Annotated in this window: 19 protein-coding genes and 6 pseudogenes; 10 read left to right on the forward strand and 15 right to left on the reverse strand. The window is 65.6% G+C overall.

Going from position 1 to position 23,071, the window contains the following annotated elements; all coding sequences use genetic code 11:
- Nucleotides 1-19 precede the first annotated feature (19 nt).
- On the reverse strand, nucleotides 20-769 hold the full coding sequence (locus F3L20_RS33230) for a transposase family protein (RefSeq protein ID WP_150157769.1): 750 nt from the start codon (nucleotides 767-769) through the stop codon (nucleotides 20-22).
- Nucleotides 770-2,338: 1,569 nt separating this feature from the next.
- On the opposite strand from F3L20_RS33230, the pseudogene F3L20_RS33240 reads away from it, so the two are divergent.
- The 3 genes and pseudogenes from F3L20_RS33240 to F3L20_RS33250 form a co-directional block, all read left to right on the forward strand.
- A pseudogene (locus F3L20_RS33240) lies at nucleotides 2,339-2,913 on the forward strand (transposase family protein); the annotation flags it as partial.
- Nucleotides 2,914-3,005: 92 nt separating this feature from the next.
- Nucleotides 3,006-3,812: an IS5 family transposase gene (locus F3L20_RS33245; RefSeq protein WP_150157770.1), complete on the forward strand. Its 807-nt coding sequence runs from the start codon at nucleotides 3,006-3,008 to the stop codon at nucleotides 3,810-3,812.
- 39 nt (nucleotides 3,813-3,851) lie between these two features.
- Nucleotides 3,852-4,142, forward strand: a complete 291-nt coding sequence (locus tag F3L20_RS33250) for a hypothetical protein (RefSeq protein ID WP_240810997.1) — start codon at nucleotides 3,852-3,854, stop codon at nucleotides 4,140-4,142.
- A 64-nt stretch (nucleotides 4,143-4,206) separates the two neighbouring features.
- Here the strand turns inward: F3L20_RS33250 and F3L20_RS33255 are convergent, their stop codons facing one another.
- Nucleotides 4,207-4,581 (reverse strand): MerR family transcriptional regulator, encoded by a 375-nt coding sequence (locus tag F3L20_RS33255; protein ID WP_150157771.1) that lies wholly within the window; start codon nucleotides 4,579-4,581, stop codon nucleotides 4,207-4,209.
- Between the two features lie 985 nt (nucleotides 4,582-5,566).
- Between F3L20_RS33255 and F3L20_RS33260 the strand changes: the two are divergent.
- Nucleotides 5,567-5,749, forward strand: a pseudogene (locus F3L20_RS33260) (transposase family protein); the annotation flags it as partial.
- A 72-nt stretch (nucleotides 5,750-5,821) separates the two neighbouring features.
- Nucleotides 5,822-6,684 (forward strand): IS5 family transposase gene (locus tag F3L20_RS33265; RefSeq protein WP_431193203.1). Its coding sequence is split into 2 segments (ribosomal slippage): nucleotides 5,822-6,191 and nucleotides 6,191-6,684, totalling 864 coding nucleotides; the frame shifts between segments, so codons are not numbered across the junction.
- 181 nt (nucleotides 6,685-6,865) lie between these two features.
- On the opposite strand, the pseudogene F3L20_RS33270 reads toward F3L20_RS33265, so the two are convergent.
- Nucleotides 6,866-8,018: pseudogene (locus F3L20_RS33270) on the reverse strand (IS701 family transposase).
- A gap of 242 nt (nucleotides 8,019-8,260) precedes the next feature.
- On the opposite strand from F3L20_RS33270, the gene F3L20_RS35520 reads away from it, so the two are divergent.
- The 3 genes from F3L20_RS35520 (at nucleotide 8,261) to F3L20_RS33280 (ending at nucleotide 10,311) form a co-directional block, all read left to right on the forward strand.
- Nucleotides 8,261-8,683, forward strand: a complete 423-nt coding sequence (locus F3L20_RS35520; RefSeq protein WP_346768142.1) for an MFS transporter — start codon at nucleotides 8,261-8,263, stop codon at nucleotides 8,681-8,683.
- Between the two features lie 11 nt (nucleotides 8,684-8,694).
- Entirely contained in the window at nucleotides 8,695-9,462 is a 768-nt protein-coding gene (locus F3L20_RS35525; RefSeq protein ID WP_346768143.1) for an MFS transporter, read from the forward strand.
- A 138-nt stretch (nucleotides 9,463-9,600) separates the two neighbouring features.
- Nucleotides 9,601-10,311 (forward strand): DsbA family oxidoreductase, encoded by a 711-nt coding sequence (locus tag F3L20_RS33280; RefSeq protein WP_150157757.1) that lies wholly within the window; start codon nucleotides 9,601-9,603, stop codon nucleotides 10,309-10,311.
- A 451-nt stretch (nucleotides 10,312-10,762) separates the two neighbouring features.
- Here F3L20_RS33280 and F3L20_RS35825 read toward each other — a convergent pair whose 3' ends face one another.
- From F3L20_RS35825 to F3L20_RS33300, 7 genes and pseudogenes are all read right to left on the reverse strand, one after another.
- On the reverse strand, nucleotides 10,763-11,125 hold the full coding sequence (locus F3L20_RS35825) for a transposase (protein ID WP_431193213.1): 363 nt from the start codon (nucleotides 11,123-11,125) through the stop codon (nucleotides 10,763-10,765).
- Between the two features lie 49 nt (nucleotides 11,126-11,174).
- Entirely contained in the window at nucleotides 11,175-11,705 is a 531-nt protein-coding gene (locus tag F3L20_RS35830) for an IS630 family transposase (RefSeq protein WP_431193214.1), read from the reverse strand.
- A complete protein-coding gene (locus tag F3L20_RS35835; protein WP_431193215.1) occupies nucleotides 11,702-11,797 on the reverse strand; it encodes a hypothetical protein in 96 nt (31 codons plus the stop codon). The genes F3L20_RS35830 and F3L20_RS35835 overlap by 4 nt, the downstream gene beginning before the upstream one ends.
- Before the next feature lie 82 nt (nucleotides 11,798-11,879).
- Nucleotides 11,880-12,254, reverse strand: a pseudogene (locus tag F3L20_RS35840) (helix-turn-helix domain-containing protein); the annotation flags it as partial.
- A 32-nt stretch (nucleotides 12,255-12,286) separates the two neighbouring features.
- Nucleotides 12,287-12,697 (reverse strand): transposase, encoded by a 411-nt coding sequence (locus tag F3L20_RS35845; RefSeq protein ID WP_431193216.1) that lies wholly within the window; start codon nucleotides 12,695-12,697, stop codon nucleotides 12,287-12,289.
- A 193-nt stretch (nucleotides 12,698-12,890) separates the two neighbouring features.
- A complete protein-coding gene (locus tag F3L20_RS35850; RefSeq protein ID WP_431193204.1) occupies nucleotides 12,891-13,076 on the reverse strand; it encodes a hypothetical protein in 186 nt (61 codons plus the stop codon).
- 830 nt (nucleotides 13,077-13,906) lie between these two features.
- Nucleotides 13,907-15,790: a Na+/H+ antiporter NhaA gene (locus F3L20_RS33300; RefSeq protein WP_150157775.1), complete on the reverse strand. Its 1,884-nt coding sequence runs from the start codon at nucleotides 15,788-15,790 to the stop codon at nucleotides 13,907-13,909.
- Between the two features lie 1,070 nt (nucleotides 15,791-16,860).
- On the opposite strand from F3L20_RS33300, the gene F3L20_RS33305 reads away from it, so the two are divergent.
- Nucleotides 16,861-17,538: an RNA polymerase sigma factor gene (locus F3L20_RS33305; protein ID WP_240810998.1), complete on the forward strand. Its 678-nt coding sequence runs from the start codon at nucleotides 16,861-16,863 to the stop codon at nucleotides 17,536-17,538.
- A gap of 101 nt (nucleotides 17,539-17,639) precedes the next feature.
- On the opposite strand, the gene F3L20_RS33310 is transcribed toward F3L20_RS33305, so the two are convergent.
- Nucleotides 17,640-18,488: a GNAT family N-acetyltransferase gene (locus tag F3L20_RS33310; protein WP_150157776.1), complete on the reverse strand. Its 849-nt coding sequence runs from the start codon at nucleotides 18,486-18,488 to the stop codon at nucleotides 17,640-17,642.
- Nucleotides 18,485-19,357: an alpha/beta fold hydrolase gene (locus tag F3L20_RS33315; protein ID WP_240810999.1), complete on the reverse strand. Its 873-nt coding sequence runs from the start codon at nucleotides 19,355-19,357 to the stop codon at nucleotides 18,485-18,487. Before F3L20_RS33315 ends, F3L20_RS33310 begins: the two co-directional genes overlap by 4 nt.
- Nucleotides 19,358-20,284: 927 nt before the next feature.
- On the opposite strand from F3L20_RS33315, the gene F3L20_RS33320 reads away from it, so the two are divergent.
- Nucleotides 20,285-20,806 (forward strand): DUF4396 domain-containing protein, encoded by a 522-nt coding sequence (locus F3L20_RS33320; RefSeq protein ID WP_150157843.1) that lies wholly within the window; start codon nucleotides 20,285-20,287, stop codon nucleotides 20,804-20,806.
- 476 nt (nucleotides 20,807-21,282) lie between these two features.
- Here F3L20_RS33320 and F3L20_RS33325 read toward each other — a convergent pair.
- From F3L20_RS33325 to F3L20_RS33335, 3 genes and pseudogenes are all read right to left on the reverse strand, one after another.
- Nucleotides 21,283-21,729: pseudogene (locus F3L20_RS33325) on the reverse strand (ISAs1 family transposase); the annotation flags it as partial.
- A 38-nt stretch (nucleotides 21,730-21,767) separates the two neighbouring features.
- A pseudogene (locus tag F3L20_RS33330) lies at nucleotides 21,768-22,100 on the reverse strand (transposase); the annotation flags it as partial.
- A 199-nt stretch (nucleotides 22,101-22,299) separates the two neighbouring features.
- Entirely contained in the window at nucleotides 22,300-23,040 is a 741-nt protein-coding gene (locus F3L20_RS33335; protein ID WP_150157778.1) for an alpha/beta hydrolase family protein, read from the reverse strand.
- Between the last annotated feature and the right edge of the window lie 31 nt (nucleotides 23,041-23,071).

Genomic DNA, 23,071 nt, shown 5'->3' on the forward strand with positions numbered 1-23,071 from the left:
GCCGTAGCAGTGAGCGTTTTCAGCGTTGCCTCTCCGGGGTGAGGACGGCTTTGGCGATGACGCTCATGCGGTTGGGGCTGATGCGGGATCTGCGGAAGATCTGCCAGGACTTCAGTCGTGCCATACCGCGTTCGACGGGTGCACGGGCCGCGGACAGGGCCCGGTTCGCGGTCTGCTCGATGGGTGTGAGTTCGCCGCCTGGCGGGCGGCGCTTGGCGGTGGTGACCCAGTCGCCGGCACCGATATAGGCCATGTCGGCGAGGACGGGGATGCCCTGGCGTTCGCAGATCCGAAGGATCCGGTGGGTGCGGGCGGCTGTCAGAGCGTGGGTCCGGCCCGGGAGTGCCGGCGACAGCCAGAGGATCTCCCCGCTGGGATCTGTGACGACCTGCACGTTCACCCTGTGCCGCTCGTGTTTCGAGGAGTTGTCGGCCCTGCCGTCGCCGACGCGGTCGCACTCGGCGAGCGTGCCGTCCAGGAGAACGAACTCCGCATCATGTGCGCGCAGCGTCTTCAGCAGGCCCGGTGCCCGCTCGGCGAGCAGGCCGGTAACCGCGGTGACGTAGGCATGGGCGGTGCCGACGGATATCCCGAAGGCGGCGGCGATCCGGGCCAGGGTGTCGTGGCGACGCAGGTACACCAGTGCGATCAGCGCCCGCCGGTGCGGCGGGAGCTTGCAGCGGCGGTCACCTTCACGGGTGACAATGAGCATGGTTACCCACTCGACCAGGGCGTGAGGCAGTTCGAGTACGGCAGGATATGGAACCAACAGGGCTCCTGTGCTGCTGAGTTGAGGCGTCGAACACCCCCCTCAACGGCACCGGAGCCCTGTCCGTTGCGCACCCCGAGCCCACACCGCACCGTCACCCGATCAGTGGCCACTCTGAAAACGCTCACTGCTCGATCCTCATCACAACTTCGTATCAGCGTCTTGCCTTCTCACTGATGTTAAGGTTGGAAGCTAGTCTAGTAACAGTGCTGGAGAGTCAACCCATTCCAATTTTTTAGGGGGTACAGCACAGATGCATCGCGTTCAGCCGCTTGCTAACGGCCTGCACACAGACCACCCAGTTCCCGGACTGCCCTTCATCGACGACAGTCACATTCCGGTCGATGACCCCACTGCCGTGGAAGCCATCGCTCGTCGAGAAGAAGGTGGTTCGAGGGGACGTTGGGAGCAAATGCCCGAAGCTGAAGGGGCTTGGATCGCCTGCACAACAGACCCGATACGCCAAGACCTTGCATGGGTCATACGTCACCACCCTGAGCACGGCCGCACGATTCTGCTGGTTCGGGACAAGGACGCTGTGATATGGCACAGCAGCTGGAGAGGCCCCAAACTTCTATTTCGACAGGGTGGATATTGGTGGGACGGCACCACCTGGTACCGACCAGACCAGTCATGGGACGCTGCTTGTAAGAACTTCTACCACAGGCCGGTCGAGGACGCAGCCACCGTCACAGCCGCAGATCTACTAGACGAGAACTCTCAGCTCAGCGGCGTCCGTCTGTTGAGCGTCTCCGAGTTCGACCTCAAGGCTGCGCCACCGGAATCGTGGAACAATCACCTGGCCCTGTGGGCGTCACTACGAGCCGCCGACACACGGCCCCTCTCGCAGTGCGTAGTACGACTCTCCGCACCGGAGCTCGCCGCCGACCAGCTCATTGGGGTACCAGAGATGTCGAAGATAGGAAACATAGTAGCTCCAACGCTGCGCGCCTACATTGCCCGAGTTCAGCGCGAAATGCCACCACCCCAGGTGAAGGCCAATGGCCGAAGTCTTTGGGCCCGTACCGTCGCCAACGACTGGGCAGAGGCACGTGATTGCTCCCACAAAAACGCGGTCGAGGAACTCAGCTCCAGCGATGGGAACTTGAATCCTGTCAACCCGTCTGGACAGGAGCTGTCCAGCTCGAATCTTCGCTTCCCTACCGCCTGTCTCCATGAACGCCGCCGGGCGCACGTGTTTGTCAACCCAGCTGGATTGGACCTGTCCAGCTCGAATCTTCGCTTCCCTACCGCCTGTCTCCATGAACACCGCCGGGGCGATCGATAGCCGGTAGTATCAGCTGAAAGCTGGCGGCAGGTCCTGCTCGCGCTCGCCCGCCTGCGCCAGGTCACCCGTACACGCATCGGAACCACGATGGCCTATGGGTACATCGTCGAGGCCGTGGAAGTCCTGGCCGCGTACGCTCCTGCCTGGCGGAAGCAGTACGGACCGCACCGTCGAAGGCATTCGTAGTGCTGGACGGGAGGCTTCCTGCCGACCGTAAGAAACGTGCATCGGGAGTGTAGTTGGCTGCTGGCACGTCAGGGGCGGTCTTGCCCGAGATCGCCGGCTTCGGCATATCCGTCGGCACTGCCCACGCCTACGTCAGGGCCGTCGTCCAGCACCTGTCCGGAAGGACACCCGGTCTCCTGCGGGTGCTGCGAGAGACCGATCTTGACGTCCTGCTCGACGGAACACTTGCCGAGTGCGACTGCGTCGGCGACAGCCGGGCGGACTTCTCGCAGAAGCACCGCCGTCACGGCGTGAACGTGCAGGTCGTCGCAGGTCCCGCGGGCAATCTGCTGTGGATCTCGCCCGCCCTGCCCGGCCACACCCATGACCTGACCGCAGCCCGCACCCACCGCATCATCCGGATCTGCGAGCGCCAGGGCGTTCCCGTTCTTGCCGACCGCGCCTACATCGGCGCCGACCCCTGGGTGACCACACCCATTTGACGGCTTCCCGGCCGGGACCTCATCGCGACCCAGCAGACGACCAACCGGCACTGTCAGCGGCACGAGCACCGGTCGAACGAAGCATCGCGAGACTGAAGTCCTGGCGAATCTTCCGCAGAGCCCGCAACAGCCCCAACCCCATGACCGTCATCGCCGCAGCCATCCTCACCCTGAAGTGTCAACGCTGAAAACGCTCAGTGAACCTCTTTCATCCTGCGCTGGAGTGTGAAACAGGCTGGTCAGAGGGCGTAGTGACGAAGCAGGGCCCCTCGTCGTTGGCGTGGTGATTCCACTCAGCACACCGGCGACCGAAGGGGCCCTGTTGGTTCCGTATCCTGCCACGCTCGACGTCCCGCACGAGCTCGTCGAGCATGTTGCCTGGCTGCTGTACGAACACCGCCGCGTCCGCAACACCCGCTGGCGGAAGCTCGGCTGCTTCAAGCAGGCGCTGCTCACGCTGGTCCACCTGCGCAAGAACGAGACGTTCTCGCAGCTCGGAGCCGGTTTCGGGATATCCCAGGCCACCGCCTGGCGGTACGTCGACGAGGCCCTGGACGTTTTGGACTCCTGGGCACCCGGCCTCCATGAAGCCCTCACCGGCCTCGGTGAGGGCGACCACGTCATCGTTGACGGCACCCTGATCCCCACCGACCGCGTCCGCGCGGACGAGCCGTACTACTCGATGAAGCATCGCAGGCACGGCATGAACGTGCAGGTCATCGCACGGCCGGACGGAACCCCGCTGTGGTTCTCCCGCGCGACGCCGGGCCGCACCCATGACCTGACCGCCGCGCGTGCCCACAGCATCGTCCAGGCCTGCCTGACCCGGCAGATCCGCGTCCTCGCGGACCGCGCCTACCAGGGCGCCGGCGCCACCTTCCGCACCCCGTACCACCACCACAGCGAACAACCCGAGCACTACCTGCAGTTCAACCGCGACCACGCCCGACTGAGGGCTCCGGTAGAGCGCGCCTTCGCGCAGTTGAAGTCCTGGCGGCTGCTCCGGCGAGCCAGATGCTCTACCCGCCGCATCGGCACCATCGTCCAAGCCGTTCATACACTGCTGACCTGCAACTATTCAGGATGAAAGAGGTTCAGTGACAAGCACCTGCCAGGACTGACAGAGGTGGCCAACTCAATTCGCGAGGGCGGCGGCTTGTCAGCGGTCCAGCTTCACCACGCGGGGCATCGCGCGAATCCCTACTTTGGAGGGGTACCCTCGCCCGCCTCCAGCCGCACGTTGCCCGGCATCTCCGCGTTGTCGACAGCAGAGGTGGAGCGCATCCGTGACAGCTTCATCGCAGGCGCGAAGAGAGCCGAGAAGGCCGGGTTCAACGGCGTCGCAGTCCACGGCGCCTTCGAGTGGCCGTGGGAGAGCGAGATCATCTGGTCCTCTCACCCTCCACCAAGCAGCTGACGCGCTCGCCAAGGTCGGCGACATCTGGCAACGTTCAATCGAGCGCTCGGGGACTCCTACACGGTCAGGCGGCATCAGCGGATGGTGCACCTTGGGACACAGCGCTCAGATAGTTGTCTAGAGCATTGATGTTCTGCGTCAGTATGGTTACGCGTTCCTGCAACCGGTCTCGTTCTGCTGCGATCCGGCGAACGAACTCAGGGTCGTCATATTGGGAGCACGCTGCGGCACCCAGGCATGGGAGAACCTCCCTGATGATCTCCGTGGTAAGCCCAGCCCCGAGCAGGCCGCGAATCTGCTCAACCCGCTCCACAGAAGCTTCGTCGTAGCGGCGATAGCCATTCTCTTCACGACGCGGGGTGATAAGACCCTGCTCTTCGTAGTAGCGCAAAAGGCGGGTGGATACACCGACCCGCTCCGAAAGCTCCTTGATCCTCATCGTCACTCCCTGTCACCGGCAATCACACGGATGTGAACCTTTCTCGCCAAGTGTAGCGCTCAACGGTGCGAGGTCAAGCAGTATGGCCAGATAGAAATTTCAATGGCACTGACCATACTGTCAAGGCCGCCGTGCAGTGCGAAGGTCGATGGGAATTTGAACGCGCTGAATCACTACTCGTCATTTCGTCGGTGCCGTTATTCGGCACGTCTATGTACATGGAGTACACGAACTTTCGCCCACAGGTTGCTACCTGATGTGGTCGGAGACGATTGCTGCGAATCTTCAGATAGCAAGCAGAGTGTCACGGTGATAAGTGGAGCGGATGGAAATATCTCTAGCGCTTGTGGCCAGATCAAGTATGCTCAACATGCTGTGGCTTCGAGGAGCCATCAGGGGGGCCACCCTTTTTCCGTGACCGCACATATTTCCGGTAATTGCGGCGTTCTTTGGATATCGAAGTCGACCATGCACCGCTGCTTCGCCGACTGGTGCCACGGCAGGTCTGGGCGGTTTCGTTTAAGACCTCCACAGGTCCTGGGAACGTCCTGACTACCAGGGACGGCTCACCCATACTCCGCCGAAGATTTCGCCGCCTCCCCAGCAAAGCCCACCAGCCGACCAGTGCACCGGAATTCAGTATCGCCCGCCCAGGCCGACCCATCGGCATGAGGAACAAGCACCGCACACGCGAACACGCCGTCGGTAAACAGCGCTACCCGGACCTCACAGAAACCGTCATAATTAGTTGAGCTGGAAATACTCCAAGCTTAGATCCTGACTGTGACGGATTGGGGCCTGCAGGGTCATGTCCGACGGATTTTCCGCGTCGTTCGAGGAGCATGATCTAGTGCTGTGACCGGAAAGGTTCTCCGGGTCAGGCGCGGATAAGCAGTTTAAATGGACTGGGCAGTCTGTGTGCCGAGGGTGGGAAGATCGCGGCGTGACTATCACCCTGCAACAGACCATGACGACCGTGCGGAAGAAGACGTACGTGATCCTCGACGGCACCGTGCTACCGATCGACCACATCGCTGCTGACCAGCCCTACTACTTGGGGAAGAAGAAGCACCACGGCATGAACCTGCACGTCCTCGCAGATCCAGCCGGCCATCTGATCTGGGCCTCGGACGCCCTGTCCGAAGCTGTCCACGATCTGACCGCGGCCTGCTTTTCGCGCCGCTCCTTGCGGAGCTAGGGTCCGTCTTCAAAGATCATTCAGGTGGTAGATCATGGTGTCGTGGTACGTCGTCATGAACTCACTGACCAGGAGTGGGAGTTACTCGCTCCGCTGATACCCCGGGCCGCGACAGGGCGGCCTCGCGTGGAGGACCGTCAGGTCATCAACGGGATGGTTTACAAGATCCGTACCGGGATCTCCTGGCGTGACCTGCCGGAACGCTACGGGCCGTGGAAGACCGTCTACACCCGTTTCCGCCGCTACGCCCTCGACGGGGTGTTCACTCAAGCCCTGCAGCAGATCCAGGCCCACGCCGACGCGGCCGGCGACATCGACTGGCTGGTCCAGATCGACTCCACCATCGTCCGCGCTCACCAGCACGCCGCCGCCACGGGCCGAAAAGGGGGCGGCACCGGCAGGACGAACCGGGCGATCACGCCCTCGGTCGATCCCGAGGCGGACTGACCACCAAAATCCACCTCGCCTGCGACGGCAAGGGCCGCCCGCTCGCGATCCTGGTGACGCCCGGCCAACGCCACGACAGTGTCTGCGCACGCCCGCTGCTGGAACGGATCCGCGTTCCCCGGACCGGCCCGGGCCGGCCACGCTGCAGGCCCGACCAGGTCATCGCAGACAAGGCTTACAGCTCCCGCGGCTTCCGCGCCTACCTGCGACAACGCGGCATTGCGCACGTCATCCCCGAGAAGGCCGACCAGCGACGGCACCGACACAAACGCGGCCGCTGCGGCGGCAGGCCGCCAGGTTTCGACCTGGAGACCTACCGGCGGCGCAACGTGATCGAACGCTGCTTCAACCGGCTCAAGGGCTTCCGCGGCATCGCCACCAGATACGACAAGACCGCCACTTCCTACGAAGCGGCGGTCACACTCACGTCGTTCCTGCTCTGGGCAAGATCCGTTTGAAGACGGACCCTAGTACTGCAAAGTCCTTATGGGCTGTGGCCTCGTCGTTTGTAGTGGCAGGTGCGGGCCTGGTGTAGGCGTCGTCGACGCCAAATCGACCAGTGCAGGATCTGTTCGACGGGCGCGAAGCGGCGTTGGGTGAGCCGGTGGATGAGACGGTGTATCTCGGCGAGGCTCAGGGCTATGAGCTGGGAAAATCCGTTTCTGCTTTCCCGAGGTCAAGCGCTCGGGCCCGCAGAACGGTCAGGCAGGCGTGGACGGCCATGGCCAGAGTGATGTGGCGGGGTGCCAGCCGGGGTAGCGGCGGACCTGGTAGTCGTCCAGGCCGCACTGCTTCGCGGTCTGGAAGCTCCCCCGATCGCCCAGTGGCTGCCCGCGACCCGGATGAGCTCGTCCAGCGTGGTCTCGGTGGGGCAGTAGGCGATGAAGTAGGAGATCTCGTCGGGCCTGCTGATACTGCGGCGGGCGAGGACCCAGTGCCGCCGGTCCGGGCGGTGCCAGGCACGGACCTCGACGCGGGCCCAGTCGTAGGTTCGGAGGCCGGTGGGGGCCCTTGCCGCAGGAACGGCGTTTCCATTTCTGGCGGGGCAGATCGGTGAAGAGGTCGCGAACGGGGTGGTCGAGGACCAAACGGGGGACGACCGTGTCGTGGCGGGTGGTGGCCATGACGTGGAAGACGTCGGCCTGCTCGAGTTCGGTCCGCCAGCTCTTGCTATAGCCGTAGCCGGCGTCTGCCCTCACCCACCGGAACGGGAGCTGGTCAGCGATGGCCTTTCGGAGCACCTGCCTGGCGATGGCGATCTTCGTGGCGAATCCGACCGTGTCCTCGATGCCGACGCTGCGGCATCGTTCGCGGTCGTCCGTCCAGGAGGCGGGCAGATAAAGACGCCGGTCGATCAGCGTTCGACCTGGCTCTGTGGCGTAGGCGAGGAAAACGCCGACCTGGCAGTTCTCCGTGCGTCCGGCGGTGTCGGAGTACTGCCGCCGGACACTGGCCGACCGGTCGCCCTTCTTCAGGAACCCGGTGTCGTCGATGATCAGGACCGCGTCCCGGTTTCCGAGATGCTCGACCACATAGCTCCGGATGTCGTCGAGGACCAGGTCGGCGTCCCACTCGATCTGGTTCAGCAGCCGGTGGAGCCGGTCCGAGCCCGCGTGGCTGGCTTCCTCCGCCAGTGTCCAGCCGTTCTTCCGCTGCAGCGGGGCTATCAGCCCGCGCATGTATGCCAGAGCCGACTCCCGCGACTCCGATCGGCTAAAACGACGAGCGAAACGGCCATGCTGGACATCCAGTTCACCGCCCATGTCCGAACCTCGGCAAGGTCCCCACCCATGCCCAGGACAACGACGGACCCGGTCTCCCGTCACGTTAAGCACCGTTGCAGTGCTAGGGAACAGCAGGAGAACGCAGGCTCAGAGACCCCTGGCGGGCACCTCTGTGTGTGTCGTTCGCGGTGTGGTTTGCCTTCACACTGATGTCAAGGTTGCACTATCGTCTGCGTCCCGCAAGAGCGGTGCATTGAGACGTGGTGAGCCGACAAGCTGCGGCTTCGGCGTGCCAGAGAGGGAAGTAGAAATGACCAAGGTTCAGGACCCGATAGTGAGGGCGCCGGGACAAGACCGCCTCCCCATCGCAGCTCTCATCTCGCTCTTTATGGCAGGCTTCATCACCACGCTCACTGAGGCTCTGCCCGCTGGGGTGCTTCCCCAGATGAGCGATGCACTCGGCGTTTCCGAGTCGATGGCCGGACAGACGGTGACCATCTACGCCGTTGCAACGCTGCTCACAGCGATCCCTGTGGCCGTCGCCACCACGAACTGGCCCAGGCGACACCTTCTTGTCGTCGCGCTCATCGGATTCCTCGTCGCCAACCTCGTGACAGCGGTCTCCGTCAACTACACGATCACGATGGTGGCGAGGTTCGTTGCCGGCGCAGCGTCGGGTGTGACGTGGAGCATCCTGGGTGGCTATGCGCAGCGCATCACCCGGACGCCCTGAAGGGCAGGGCCATGGCCTTCGCTTTCGCCGGCACGCCCGTCGCGCTCGCCCTGGGTGTTCCAGTCGGAGCGTTCCTCGGTCAGATTGTGGGCTGGCAGCTGACCTTCGGCCTCATGTCGGTGCTCGCCGCGCTGCTCATCGCCTGGACGATGTGGAAGCTGCCGAACGTCCCCGGCCAGAAGGCCGCCGAGCGGCTGCCCCTTCCTCACCTCCTTCGTATCCGAGGCCTTCGCACCATCCTGATCGTCACCGGCGTGTATGTGCTCGCTCACACCATCCTCTACACATACATCGCACCCGTGCTGGCGGGCGTGGGGCTCGAGGACCAGGTGCAGTGGATTCTGCTGGCCTTCGGTGTCGCCTCGATCCTGAGCATCTGGCTCACCGGGTTGTTCGTCGACCGGCATCACCGCCGCCTCGTCATCCTGAGCACTGTGTTCTTCGCCGTGGCGGCGGTCGCGCTGACCCTCTGGTCGGAGAACGTGGTCGTGGACTACGTCGCAGTGACGGCCTGGGGGCTCGCGTTCGGCGGGGCCGCGACCCTGTTCCAGGGCGCGCTGATGTCAGCGTCGCGTGAACACGCCGACGCCGCCCAGCCGCTGATGGTCACGATGTGGAACGGCGGAATCGGCCTCGGCGGGCTGATCGGCGGCATCCTCCTCGCCAGCCTTGGATCGGCGTCGCTCATGATCGCCGTCGCAGTCCTCGTCATCTTCACAGTCGTCGTCGTGGTCCTCGCACGAAGTCACGCATTCCCCGGACCCAGCGCCAAGTCTTGACGGGCCCCGACGTATCGAACTGAACGTGAGAGAAAGCGGGACATGACCGTCCCGCTCCGTCCCTTCACCAGTGCTCGGGCTCGTGATCACCGCCTAGAGCACCGGTGAAGGCCCACCGGTTGCGAGAAAGAAGAGGCCATGACCACTGACCAGAACACTGCCCCCACACCGACACCCACATCCACGCCCTCGGCTGGGATCGATCCGATCCGAGTCGATGTGTGGTCGGACATCGCTTGCCCCTGGTGCTACATCGGTAAGCGGAAGTTTGAAAAGGCTCTGACCGTAACCGGCATCCCGGTGGAGATCGAGTACCACGCGTATGAACTCGCGCCGGATCTGCCAGAGGAGTTCGAGGGAAGCGAGCAGGACTACCTGGAGATCCGCGGATTCACGGCCGATCAGGTTCAGCCCCTGCTCTCCAGGATCGTTGCCGCGGCAAAGGCTGTTGGACTGGACTTCAACTACGACATCCTCCGGCACACGAACATGCTCAAGGGACATCAGCTGATCCGGTGGGCCAAGGCGGAGGGGCACCAGCTCGACATGGTCGAACGAATCCTCGCCGCTCACTTCGAGGAGGGGCGACACGTCGGCCGGGACGAGGATCTCGCCGAGCTCGCTGCAGAGATAGGACTCGACCGCGAGAAGGCGCTCAGCGCACTCAGGGAGGGCCGGTATGCCGACGATGTACGGGCCGACGAAGCCAAGGCACGACAGCTCGGGATCCAGAGCGTCCCCTTCTACGTGTTCGAGAACACCTATGGAGTCGCAGGAGCACAGGATCCAGCGGCATTCGCCGACATCCTGCGCCAGCTAGCCGAGAAGAAGCAGGAGACCACTCAATGACCGAGGAAAAGCCCAGCCCGCTCACCCAACTACCCGTCCCCACGGCCGCCACCTGCATCGACGGCGTGTGCACAATACCCGAGGAAGAATCGAGCCCCATCGTCCAACTACCGGCGCCGGCAGCCGCCACCTGCATCGACGGCCTGTGCACGATACCCGACGTCACTGATCACTCGGAGAACCAGCCAGCGAGCTGATGGCTGCCGCCTGTGGACACCCACAGGCGGCACCGACGCATAGACACATGGGCCGCGCGGCGCCGGGGCCGGCCGCGCTTGCCCCGCACTGGTGGTACGGCCTGGAGCAGCGGGATCAAGCTGGGTGACGTCGTTGCGATTGCCGCCGGTCAGAGTAGCGGCGAGTGGGATGCCGGTCGCGTCGGTGATCAGGTGGTCCTTTGCTGCCCGTCCTACCCCGATCGACAGGGCTTCGTCCCGTCTTGGGGCCTCCTTTAACACGCGGATGTGGGAGCCGTCGACAGCCGCGCGGGAGAAGTCCAGGGCGTTCGCGCCGCGGAGCTCGGCGAGGAGGACCTCGTGCAGCAGTGGCCACACCCCGCCTCGGTCCATTCGGCCAGGCGGCGCCAGCAGGTCATGCCGGAGCCCGAAGCCGAGTTCCTGCGGAAGGTGTTCCCAGGCGATCCCGGTGTGCAGCACGAACTGATCCCCTGGAACACCAGCCGGTCCAGATGCCGCTTGCGCCCTGGGTGCCGAGCCCGACGCTCCACCTTGGGCAACAACGGCTCGATCACCGCCCACAGCTCGTCACCGACATCCCACGGCTTCGGTCGCGCCACCCCACACCCCCGGGTCATCCAGTCCCGGAGTGATCCAACCACCTCGAAGATTATTTCGTTAGCAGTTCTACTGATCTTTTCGTAAGTTCGGTGGGTGTGGCGGACGGATGGTCAGGCTGGTATGCGCGAGGAATGACCATGGCAGTCGGGGGTTGGCGTCGAGGTTGGCGAGTTCACACTTCTTGAGCCAGGGCCACAGCAGTTCCACCGGGTTCAGCTCGGGAGCGTAGGCGGGTAATCGTTCTAGGCTGAGCCAGTCCTGTCCGGCGACCCAGGCCCGCATCGCCCGGCTCCAGTGGGCGGACAGGCCGTCCCAGACCAGGACCACTCGCTCGCCGCGGTGGAACACCTTCACCTGCTCAAGGACCTCGATGAGCCTGGCGGTGTAGCTGCCGGGCTTGAGGTGGAAGCACAGGCGGGCCCCGCGATCGGGGTCGGTGGAGTGGTAGCCCAAGGCTCCGGCCATCGACGCGCGCTTCCAGTTCAGACGGTGCCGCAGGAGCGGAGTCCGCCATCGAGGCCAGTAGGCGCGGCGGATCTGAGGGAGCAGGGAGACGCCTGATTCGTCGAGGAAGACGATGCAGGCATGTGTGTTCACGGCCCCTTCTTGATGCGCGGCCACTCGTGCGCGATCCAGCGGGCGATCTCCGACTCGTCCCGCTCGACCGCCCGCCGCTCGGGCCGTTGCAGGCTCCATCCGAAGCCGGCCGGTCAGCAGCCGCCACACCGACGCCCTTGACAACACCACCCCCGTTGCCCGGGTGACGACCGCGCCGACTCGTTCCAGGGTCCACAGGTCGGCCTCGAAACCATGAGCCTGGGCACCTTGCTCCAACGCGGCCCGGACCATCTCGACCTGGGTGTCGTCCAGCTTGGGTGGGCGTCCGGTGGCTGCCCGTCGCCGCAGGCCCGAAGCACCGTCTTGCTCCCACACCCGCCGACAACGCCGCACACTCTCGTCACACACCCCCACCGCCCTCGCGATCTCCGCATTCGAGACGCCACCCTCGAACAACTCGACTGCCGAATACGACGCGCCTCTGCCAACTGAGGCCGCGACAAAGGAGGAAGGGAGAAACCGGCAACCGAAGGGGAAGGTTGATATGCCACCCTGACAGCCTCCCACCCACACGGCCACCACACTCACCGAACTTACGAAAAGATCAGTAACTGATCGTTTCAGAATGAGGTTGGGAGTCGTCTCAAGCAGATGATGGTGCAGACGAGTTGGAGCAGACCGAGGTGCAGGTCGGCGCGTGTCTCGTAGCGGGTCCGCAGGCGTTTGAACTGGAGGAGCCAGGCGAAGGTCCGCTCGACGAACCAGCGGGTCTTGCCAAGGGCCGGATCCGTGGGCGGGTGCCCTTGCGGGCGATCTTCCGCGTGATGCCACGAGCGCGCAGGAGGTGACGGTACTTGTCGTAGTCGTAGCCGCGGTCGGCGAATAGCCGCCACGGCCGGTGACAGGGCCGAACCCACCAGGCCACGGATGCGGGGGATCGCGTTGAGCAGGTGCATGAGCTGGGTGACGTCGTGACGGCTTCCGCTGGTCAGCGATACCGCAAGAGGTGTTCCGTGCCGGTCGGTGATCAGATGGTGCTTACTGCCGGGGCGGCCGCGGTCGACCGGAGGAGGTCCGGTGTGAGCCCCCGCTCAGGACCCGGACGTGCGAGCCGTCGATCGCGGCGTCGTCCATGTCCAGCAGGCCCGTCGCGCGGAACTCCGCGAGGAGGATCTCGTGCAGACGGGGCCAGACGTCGGCTTCGGTCCAGTCCTGCAGGCGCCGCTAGCACGTCACCCCACTGCAGCCGATCGTCTGGGTCGGCACGTCCGCCCAGGTCACGCCCGTGCGCAGGACGTAGACGATCCCGCGCAGAGCCGCAGGGTCATCCGCCAGACAGCCGACCTGGATACCGCCGACGCTGCGGTCGGCGAGGAGGGAGCAGCGGAGCGACGCGTTCCCACAGATCATCAAGCACAAGATCATCCGATACCTGCAGAACTCTGCCGCCCGCCAGCCCAACTGCCAAGCCCTTGACTCAAACTCATTCTGAATGATCAGTAAGCACGGCTCCGACGCTGCCCGCAGGGATTGGCCAGTCGCTACGGCCGGTCCTGCGGCTGATGGGCCCGATGCTCGACATCCCTAAACTGCACAGCGCTGCGGGGCTCGCCGATGGTGGTGTGCCGGGCCGGCTCGTGCGTCGCCAGGTGGCGGCGAGCTGCACGGCATACGTCGGATGTACAGCCGCCGCAGGTGGCCGGTACGTGGGCAGCGTGCGCCGCCAGGGATCAGGCCTGGTCGGCGACCGGCTGGCCGAGCACTACGCCCACCACAGGGCCAGGATGACCCGGCGGACGCCATGGTGCCTGCTGCCCGTGTTCCCACTGCCGGAGAGAGTGCTTTTGGGGCCGGTCCGCATCACCGAGGGATGGACGGCCCAGCTGCGGAATCCGGCGGACGGGTCCGCTCACCCGCGCGTGCAGTACGGAAGACGGCGCATCTGCCATCGAAGTCTGGGCAGCGATCTCGGCGTACATCGCTCCCGGGCCGCTGTACCGGCCGCAGGACGTGCGCAGGAATCGGTCTCAGCCAAGGGATAACCGCAGTCCCCGGGGAGCGTCCGACGGTGGTGAAGCTGATCTCCGATTGCTCTGAGCTCGTGGAGCCGGTCGACAGCCCTTGAAGTACCCGCGCCGACCGGTGCCAGCTGGAGCACGGATGGGGCACAGCGGCGGTCTCGGCCGGACCACTTTGGCATAGATCTTGCCGACGCCGTGCTCGGCTACGAGCCGTCCGGACTACTGTCGGCTGCCTCCCCGTTCAACCAGCACTTGCTGGCGTGCAAGCTGCACCGCCCGGGTCAGCGATGCAATGTCGTACGCACCGTGATGTCGCCGACCGTTGATGAAGAACGTCGGCGTGCCCGAAACTCCGCTCAGATCGGCCGAATCCACATCTTCGGCTACCCGCCGTGCACTGACGTGCTGTTCCAGTGCACGGCGGAACCGTTCCACGTCCAGACCGAGCTCCTGCGCGTAGCGCAATAGGTCTTCTCCGCCCAAGGCATCCTGCCGGTTAAGGAGTAGGTCATGCATCTCCCAAAACCGGCCCTGTTGTGCCGCCGCCTCCGCAGCTTCCGCTGCTAACTGTGCGTTGGGGTGCACGTCTGTGAGAGGCAGATGCCGCCACACGTAGCGAAGATCGGTTTCGGCTCCTAGCAGCTCGCGCACCACCTGCTCAGCCTGCCCGCAGTACGGGCAGGCAAAGTCGCCGTACTCGACCACCGTCACGGAAGCCTTCTGTGGTCCTCTGATGTGGTCATCGTGAGCGTCGACAACTACCGCAAGATCTGTGAGCTGCTCGGAGTTGCCCAGCAAGGCTCTAGCTTGCCGGGTGGCAGGCAGCAGCTGGATAAACCCCGTTACTGCCCAGCTGAGGCTGAAGGCGCCGATGAGCGTGGCGAGAATGCCGATGCGGGCACGTTCTAGATCCTTCCCTTCGAAGGCAAGCGCGGCGATCAGCAGCGACACCGTGAACGCCGCGCCGGTGATGGCGCCGCTGGCGGTCACCGAACCCCAGCCCACGTTCGGCTTCAGTCGGCCGCCGGACAGGATTTGCGCGGCAGCCATAGATCCCGTGACCCCGACCAGCTTGCCGCCTGCGAAGCCACACAGGATGCCGAGCGTGATGGGTGACGTGAACGCGTCTGCCAACTTCTCGCCGCTCAACTCGATGCCAGCATTGGCCAGGGCGAACAGTGGAACGATGAGGTAGCTCACCCAAGGCAAGAATCTCTGCTCCAGTCTCTCGTTCGGTGAGATCGCCGCCGACAGTCCCTGGAACGCGCTGCGCTGCAGTTTGGGCGTCGGTTGCTCGCGGAACAAACGGAACAGTCGACTTGCCCGCTCTAGGTCTTCCCGTGGAGCCGGGTAAGCGACCACCAGGGCGCCGACCGCCAGGCCTGTCACTACAGGGTCCACCCCGGCTTCATGTAGCGAGATCCACGCCACTACCGACAGCACCGCGCAGTACACCGCGCCGCGCACCTTCAACATCCGGAGCAGAAGGATTGACAGTAGCGCCCCTACCGCAACAAGGAGGGCCGGTAGGTGAATCGAGTCGCTGTAGAACACTGCAATCACTACCAGAGCGACAAGATCGTCAACTACAGAGATTGAGAGAATGAATGCTCGCAGTGATGCTGGCAGCCTCCTGCCGAACACAGCCAAGATACCCAACGCGAACGCGGTGTCGGATGACATTGCCACGCCCCATCCGTGCACCGTCCCATGTCCTGCGTTCAAGGCTACAAAGATCAAGGCTGGAACGATCATGCTCCCCAGGCCCGCAATGGTGCTAAGCAGCACCCACCTGCGGTCGCGCAACGCGCCCATGTCAAACTCGCGACGCGCTTCCAGTCCGATGACGAAGAAGAACAGGCTCATTAGCCCGGCATTGATCCATTCATGCAGGGTGATCGACAGATGAAAGGCATCGAAGCCGATCACGAAGTGCGTTTCCCAAGCAGAAGTGTAGGAGCGCACGTCGATGTTGGCCCACAGCAAGGCCGCCGCGACCATCGCCAGCAGCAGGGCGGCGCTGCCGGTCTCGGTCTGCAGAAAGCTGCGCCAGCGTGCTGCGCTCTGAGCGGTAAATCGCGCGTCGCTCTCATTGTGGCTCATTCGCCTGATTGTGAAGGCATGAACGCACCCAAGGATCCTTTCTCACCCCCGTGTTCCGTCTCAAATCGGAGGAAACCGCTCCGTTGCCTTGCCTGCTCCGCTGAAAGGGACGCAGCCCTTGAAGGGGACCGCGTACACATAATTGAGCTTTGAGTACCCACCCGAAGGCACTCTCGATGAGGTGTTCGACTGTGTTGGCCTGTTCGGGCAATCCGTAGTCGCCACGGGGCGAGGTCACCCTCGCCGTGAGCCGCCTGGAGGTCTGCGGGCCAGCGAACGTGAATCTTCGGATAGGGCCGCCGGTGACCCCGATCCGTGAGGCCCGACCGAACATGTCCGACCTGGAGTCGGTAAGCACTTTCACCGCTATTTGGTACGGCCCGACTCCGCTTGCGAAGTTGCTCGGCTTCCCTGGCCCGGGCCAACCCGTCAGTTGGCAAGCGTGCAGCGTCGCTGACGTGCGAGTAGCTCTACGCTCCTTGGCGCCATCGCCCCGGACCCGGTTGTCGCCGGCCGGTCGGGGCTGCCCGTGCCACCGTGTTGGAGGCCGCGCATCAAGGGTTCACAAGCCATGGAGCCGGAGTGCGCACGGCGGACGGTGGGTTTGTGGCCGTAGACGAGTACCTCGCTACGGAAGGTCGCAGAGAAGCGGCTGCACGCCACCGTCGCGGGTGTCGCCCGGCGGGTGGACCCGGCGCTGCTGGGTGACCCGGTGGCGACGCTGAAGACGCCGGAGGGTTCGCGGTCCTCGGAGCCGGAGCGGCTACGCCTGCCGCCGACGCGGCCGTATCTTTGCGGGATGACCGACACGCCCTTGGACGCCGAAGCGCCGGACGTGCAGCTCCTGTGGGCCGCAAGGGCCGGCGACGCCGGTTCCCTCGGACTGCTGCTGGCCAGGCACCGGGCCGGCATGCACGCAGTGGCGGGCATCCTGCTCGGGTATGGACCGGATGCCGAGGACGCGGTTCAGGAGGTGTCGATCGTCGCCCTCCGGCGGATCGGCGACATTACGGGACCCGGGCGCCGTGGGGCCGTGGCTGCGCACAGTGGTGCGCAATGTCTGCCGGGCCATGCTGCGCCGCACGTCGGCGGTTCCTTTGGAGACCGACGCGCTCGTCCGGCTGGAGCGGTCCACCGCGCCTGACCCGGCGGAGCTGATCGAGCAGTACGCGCTGCGGGACTGGATCGGGACCGCCCTGGCGCAGCTCTCCCCGGGGCTCCGGCTCGCCATGCTGCTGCGCTACTTCACCGAGATCGCGTCTTATGAGGACATCGCCGCGGTGTCGGCGGTCCCCATCGGCACCGTCCGCAGCCGGCTGCATCAGGGCCGGGCCAAACTCGCGGAGGCCCTGCTGGCCGCGGCGGACGGCGCGCACGGCGACATGGCGGCGCTGACCGGGCGGCACCGCGGGCTGGGGGAGGAGGCGATGCTTGCTGCCCACCGCGGCGAGTCCGCCTCCGTCCTGAGGGAGCACTGGTCGCCGAAGCTGGAGGTCGTCTGGCCGGACGGTCGGCGGACCGGCCGGGACCGGTTGGTAGGCGCGCTTGGCCGCGATCTGTCCGCTGGCGTGCGGCACTCCTTGGTCAATGTCGTGGCCGGCGGTGACGTGGTGGTGTGGGAGGACGCGATGCGCAATCCGCCGGAGGACCCGTACCACTGCCCGCCCGGCGTGACATGGGTGTACTTCCTGGACGGCGGCCAGGCGAGCAGGCTGCACCTCCACCACCCCGCCGACCCGTTTCGCTGAAACGGTGCGGAGGGGGCAGAGAGAGTGGTGGCTGGGGTAGCCCGGGTCTGTGCGGGTGGCGCTTGCGAGCGCCACCCGCACAGACCGCCGCCGGCCCGCGCTCAAGCCTCTTCGCGCCAGACCCAGGTGACCCGTTCGTAAAGGGGCTCGAAACCGGTCCGCAGCATGTTGCGCAGTGAGGTGTTGCGTTTGCCTTCCCGCTCCGCACCCGTCTCGGCGACTAGCCATCGGCAGCCAGCCTCGCGGGCTGCGGCAGCCCGGGCGAGGAGCAGCGCGGACTGGGCACCCCGGCCTCGGGCCTCGGGCAGCGTGGCGCCGCCGAACATGTCGGCGCAGTCTCCGTTCAGGTAGACGCTTCCGACCGCGACGATCCGCTCGCTGTCGTAGACCGCGTACTGCCGCCAGTCCGGTCGGCCGACGCAGGACGCGGCCAGCTCGATCATGTCGGGCGCACCGAAGCCGAAGGTGGTCATCATGACAGTGGCCCACTCCTTCGCCTGGCGCGGCTCGACCAGGCCGACACGGAGCCCCGCGTCCAGGGGCGGGAGCCCGTCGGGTGCCGGCGTCTCCGCGGCAAGGTCCCACCCGAGCTTGACGAATGAACTCCCCGCCGTGAGTCCCAGCCGCTTGGCGACGACGGGCCAGTCCTCCGACAGGAGCGTGGGCGCGATCATCATCGAGCCCTGCCGCAGGCCCTGTTCGCGGTAGAAGTCCCGAACATGGGTGAGCACGTCGGCGCCGACGGGCACATCGTCGGCGAATCCTCCGGCCCGGTTGAAGAAACCGCTGCGGTCCTCCCGGACGCAGAGGGCCAGCGCGGGCCCGGTCCGCAGGGCGGCGGCCCCCAGCCGTTCCGCCGCGGAGCCTGGCACGTCCGCCGCGCCCGCCGCGAAGTCCCCGTACGCCTCGATTTCCGTGCGCTCTGCCAGCCCGAACGGCACAATCGTCATCGTCGTCCTCCGTTCTTCACGCTCCGCACGAAGCCAAGTACGGCGGCGGCGAATTCCTCCGGCTGCTCGATATGTCCGAAATGGCCACTTGTCTTCAGAGTTACCACGGTGGAGTTCGGGAGTTCGTCGTCCATTGCCCGCGCCCACCGCGGGCCGCAGATGAAGTCGTACGCTCCGACCACCACCAGTGTGGGCGTCATGACGGTGTCCAGGCGTCCGCGGTGGTCGAAGGCGCCGCCGGTCACGTGGGTGACCCTCAGCCCGGCCAACCGCGCGAACTCCTCCTCCCGGCCCCAGTAGTCCGCGAAGTAGGCAGGCAGCAGGGCACGCAGGTGCTCGGTCCGGGCTTCGTCGGTGTCCGCGATGGTGTCGTCCGTCCAGGCCGCGAGGACGGGTGCCACGCGCGGGTCCCCCGGGAAGCGATCCGCGAACTCCGCCAGCCGGGCGGTGGCCTCCTTGACCAGTTCCTCCGTGTTGTGCGCCAGGGAGTCGTAGATGACCAGCCCAGCCAGCCGCTCGGGGTACGTCAGGGCGTACCGCTGGGCGAAGAAGCCGCCCGCGGAGTGACCGAGCAGATGTACCCGGGATAGGCCGAGGTGCTCCACGACGGCGTGGGTGAAGCGGGCGTAGACGTCCAAGGTGTACCCGTCGGGGTGGCTCGGAAGCCTGCTCTCAGCGGTCGTCCCGACCTGCGTCGGGTAGACCATCGTGATGTCCTCCTCCAGCAGCGGGAACCGCAGGTAGCCGTCGTCGATCCCGGGGCCCCCGCTCAGCGCTAGGCACACTGCGGGCCCCTGCCCGCGGACCTCGTACTCCTGGGGGATCCCGTCGACCTCGATGACGTGGTGGCCTGGGGACAGCGGATTCATGTGTCGTTCCTCAATGGTGGTGCCGGTCATACCTGCACGATGCGGTGGCGGGCCGGAAAGTTCGACCGGCCGACGATGTTTCTCGGACCGGCGCTCCTGGTGGGGGCTGGTCGCAGCTGCCGGTGCTGATCAGGCGGCGCGTAGGTGTGTCCCCTCGCGGCGGGGAACCGAGAGGGGGACGCCGTCGCGGGGAGGGCGGATGCTGCCCGAGATGACGGTCACGAAGACCGCCATCGTCCGTCCGGTGTACCTGGTAGGCCGCTCCACCGTGACCCTCGCCCGCGACCACGGCGTCAGTCGTGGGGTGATCCGCACGTCTGTCGCCGGCCTTCATATCCGACCACACCCCCATCGAGGAGGACGTTCCGGCCCGAAGTCGGCGGTCACCCTGCATCATGTCGGGCAAGGCCGCCGACTTTCTCCGTGCAGCCGACGTGGAGCCCGCCGAGCGCGGCTCGGCCAGGGGGCAACCGTACGGCGAGCTTAAGGCGTCCGGAGATCAAGACCTTGCCGGGGCCTGACTTCCTGGGACGGGGACATCCCGGCCGAGAAAGCCATCGACCAATTCATCGACGATATGGGCGGCATGATGACGGCCGAGGACATGGACAGCCTCGAGAAGGCATCCGGGAGGCGTTCGACACCGCCTTGATGGAGGCGATGATCAAGCATCACACGGGCGATGGGGAGACGGAGAAGGGCGACTTCTCCTTCTCCGACGCCAACAAGATGGCGGACGCTACTACCAGGTCCCAGACCGCCGCGATCTCCCGGATGAACACCCCGCTCGGCGAGGACTGCCCCCCGGCACCAGGCGGCCGTGCACGCCAACCGGCGTGCTGCCGTGCTCTGATCGCGGAATACCCCATTGGGGTATCGCGTTTCCGGGGAGGGGGACGGCGTACACCGGACGTACGAGGGGATGACATGGACCACAGCGCATACCACGATGGCACCGCGCACGACCACGCCGCGCGCCAGGCGCACGAGGGCCACGGTGGGCACCACACGGGCAGAGTGACGTGGGGGTCTGCCGCGAAGGCGACGCTGCACTGCCTGACAGGCTGCGCCATCGGCGAGATCCTCGGTATGGCGATCGGCACTGCCCTGCTGTGGGGCAACGTGACGACCATGGTCCTGGCGATCGTGCTGGCCTTCGTGTTCGGCTACTCGCTGACGCTGTTCGCGATCCGCAAGGCGGGCCTGGGCTTGAAGACCGCCCTCAAGGTGGCGCTTGCCGCCGACACCGTTTCCATCATCGTGATGGAACTCGTCGACAACGGGATCATCGCCCTGGTCCCCGGCGCGATGGACGCCCACCTGTACGAAACCCTGTTCTGGACGTCCCTGCTGGGCGGCTTCGCGGTCGCGTTCCTGCTGACGACCCCGGTGAACAAGTGGATGATCGGCCGCGGCAAGGGTCACGCCGTGGTCCACGCCTATCACTGAGCTTTGTCAGCGTGGTCACTGATCGGGTGGGGTCGATGGTGGGCCTTGATGCGGAACGGGCAGGGTTCCCTGACAGCTGAGGGGGTATCCGACCTCTCACTCTGTTGCCCCGTTGGTTCCGTTCTGTCGTGACACTGCTTACCAGGAGAGCGCCGGGGCTCCCCGTCCGTGCGAGGTAAGGGCGCGAGCGCGGTACGTGCTGGCCGAGGGAGTCCGCGGTGCGTGACCGAGACAGTGAGATACGTGTGACTACTTGGAAGGCGGAGTGAACGTTCAGGTCGTCACCGATTCCGACAGACGACCCTGTGGATCTAGGAGGTTGCGCGACCTCACACGATCTCACGGCGGCCCGCAGATACCGCATCGTCAACGCATGTCGTCGACTGGGCCTCCCGGTTCTGGCCGACCTGAACCGGGGTCGTGGAGGGTGGCGAAGGGGCAGGGCCCCGGGGAGAGCCGGGAACGTCCGTTTTTGATCATGGGATGCCGTGGAGGGTGAGGACGTCCTCAGGGCGGGTGTGAGCGCGTCGTGCGCTGGCGATGTTGGCCCAGCCAGCCCGGTGGAGGGTTGCCCGGGCGAGGTCGCGGAGGGAACTCATGACGGCAGGTGTGCGGTGGCGGCGTACCTGGCTGGCGTCCTCGGCGAAGGTGACGTCTTTGACCCAGTGGATCTTGTTTTCAATGATCCAGTGTCCCCTGCTCCAGGCGGCCAACTCAGCCGGGGAAGCTTCGTGGGCTTCGAGGTCGGCGACGGCGTAGACGGTCTCGTTCGACCACTTCCGGGTGCCGATCCGGCGTCGCTTGCGGCGGATGCGGATGACCTGCCGGGCATGCGGGAACAGGAGGCCGTCGACGGTGACGACCTGCAGTTCGCGGATCTCTTCGCGTCCGTGGCCCCGGTCCCGGGACCGGTCCATGACCGGGTCTGTCAATCGAGCGGTGTAACTCGGGTTGTTGAGGGTTACTGGCGTGCTGCGGAGAGTCGGCCGTCGAAGGTGATGTCGAAGGCGTTCAGGGCGGCCTTCCAGCGCATGGTCCAGCGGGCCTGACCACGACCGGTGGGATCGAGCGACATGATCGCCATGTAGACGCACTTCAAGGCGGCGGTCTCGTTCGGGAAGTGGCCGCGCGCCTTGACCGCCCGCCGGATCCTGGCGTTCACGGACTCGATCGCGTTCGTGGTGCAGACGATGCGGCGGATCTCGGTGTCGAAGCGGAGGAACGGGGTGAACTCCTCCCACGCGTTCTCCCAGAGCCGGACGATCGCCGGATACTTCCTGCCCCAGGCGTCTGCGAACTCGGCGAACCGCTCGAGTGCAGAGTCCGTCAAGGTCGGGCTGCTCTGAGCAGCCGGCCGCCGCGGAACTCACCCTGCGCCGGTCCATCGCCGCAGCGCGCGGCGGTGAACCGGCACCACCCGGCAGTGGCCCTCTGCCGCACGGCCACGTCGTGGGCCGTGCCCGTCCCGGTACGACACGCCCTCGCCTGCCTGGCTACTTGCGCAGGGCCGCGACGTACGTGTGGGCCATGAAGTCGATGACCTTGGTCCGCCGGGCGTCGGCCGCGTCGTCCCCGTGCAGCATGAGGGTGCCGTGGGCCTCGCCGTCCACCACGACGAACTGCTTCTCCTTCGCTGGGGAGGCCTCGTAGACCTCGCGGAGCTGCTTCTCGTGTCTGCCCTGCATGTCCTCGTGCGCGACCATGAAGAGGGAGGGTTGCTCGATGTTCTTCACGGCGGAGACGGCGTCACCGTCACAGCGTGCGGGTGACGACAGGAGCATCAGCCCGACGACGGGAATGCCGCTCCTGACGCCCTCGACGACGGCGGTGGTCCCGCCGCACGATGCTCCAGCCAGGAACACGTGCCGGGCGGGTAGGAGCTTGAGCTCGTCGAAGGCCGCCCTCATGTCCAATGGGCTGGAGGTGTCCGCCGCCTCGGACGCCACGTAGCCGCGGAACTCCGGGAGGATCACGCGGTATCCGCGCGCGGCCATCTCCTCGGCGAGATCGAGAAAGTTGCATATCTGTCCGCCGTACTGGTGGCCGAAGTACACGACGTTGGTCCCCTTGCCGAGGATCAGGGTGGAGAGGTGTTTGCCGTCCTTCGTGGTGAGTGTCCTGACACTGTTCCATAAACGCTTGGGCACACACTTGTTCACCAGCTGACCGGTGGCGGTTCGGGCGGTCAGCCGGGGGTCAGCCGGCTTGTAGGAGGCGGGGCTCTGTGGTGCCATCGGCTCGTCTGCGGGGGGTTTGGCTGGCTTC

This window comes from Streptomyces tendae (assembly GCF_008632955.1).
GTDB lineage: Bacteria > Actinomycetota > Actinomycetes > Streptomycetales > Streptomycetaceae > Streptomyces.

Bases quoted from the DNA above. Each gene is read 5' to 3' on its own strand.
- F3L20_RS33255 (WP_150157771.1), bottom strand. From the start codon at position 4,581: ATGAGGATCAAGGAGCTTTCGGAGCGGGTCGGTGTATCCACCCGCCTT.
- F3L20_RS35520 (WP_346768142.1), top strand. From the start codon at position 8,261: ATGACCAAGGTTCAGGACCCGATAGTGAGGGCGCCGGGACAAGACCGC.
- F3L20_RS35525 (WP_346768143.1), top strand. From the start codon at position 8,695: ATGGCCTTCGCTTTCGCCGGCACGCCCGTCGCGCTCGCCCTGGGTGTT.
- F3L20_RS33280 (WP_150157757.1), top strand. From the start codon at position 9,601: ATGACCACTGACCAGAACACTGCCCCCACACCGACACCCACATCCACG.
- F3L20_RS35825 (WP_431193213.1), bottom strand. From the start codon at position 11,125: ATGACCCGGGGGTGTGGGGTGGCGCGACCGAAGCCGTGGGATGTCGGT.
- F3L20_RS35850 (WP_431193204.1), bottom strand. From the start codon at position 13,076: ATGATCTGTGGGAACGCGTCGCTCCGCTGCTCCCTCCTCGCCGACCGC.
- F3L20_RS33300 (WP_150157775.1), bottom strand. From the start codon at position 15,790: ATGAGCCACAATGAGAGCGACGCGCGATTTACCGCTCAGAGCGCAGCA.
- F3L20_RS33305 (WP_240810998.1), top strand. From the start codon at position 16,861: ATGCTGCGCCGCACGTCGGCGGTTCCTTTGGAGACCGACGCGCTCGTC.
- F3L20_RS33310 (WP_150157776.1), bottom strand. From the start codon at position 18,488: ATGACGATTGTGCCGTTCGGGCTGGCAGAGCGCACGGAAATCGAGGCG.
- F3L20_RS33315 (WP_240810999.1), bottom strand. From the start codon at position 19,357: ATGAATCCGCTGTCCCCAGGCCACCACGTCATCGAGGTCGACGGGATC.
- F3L20_RS33320 (WP_150157843.1), top strand. From the start codon at position 20,285: ATGGACCACAGCGCATACCACGATGGCACCGCGCACGACCACGCCGCG.
- F3L20_RS33335 (WP_150157778.1), bottom strand. From the start codon at position 23,040: ATGGCACCACAGAGCCCCGCCTCCTACAAGCCGGCTGACCCCCGGCTG.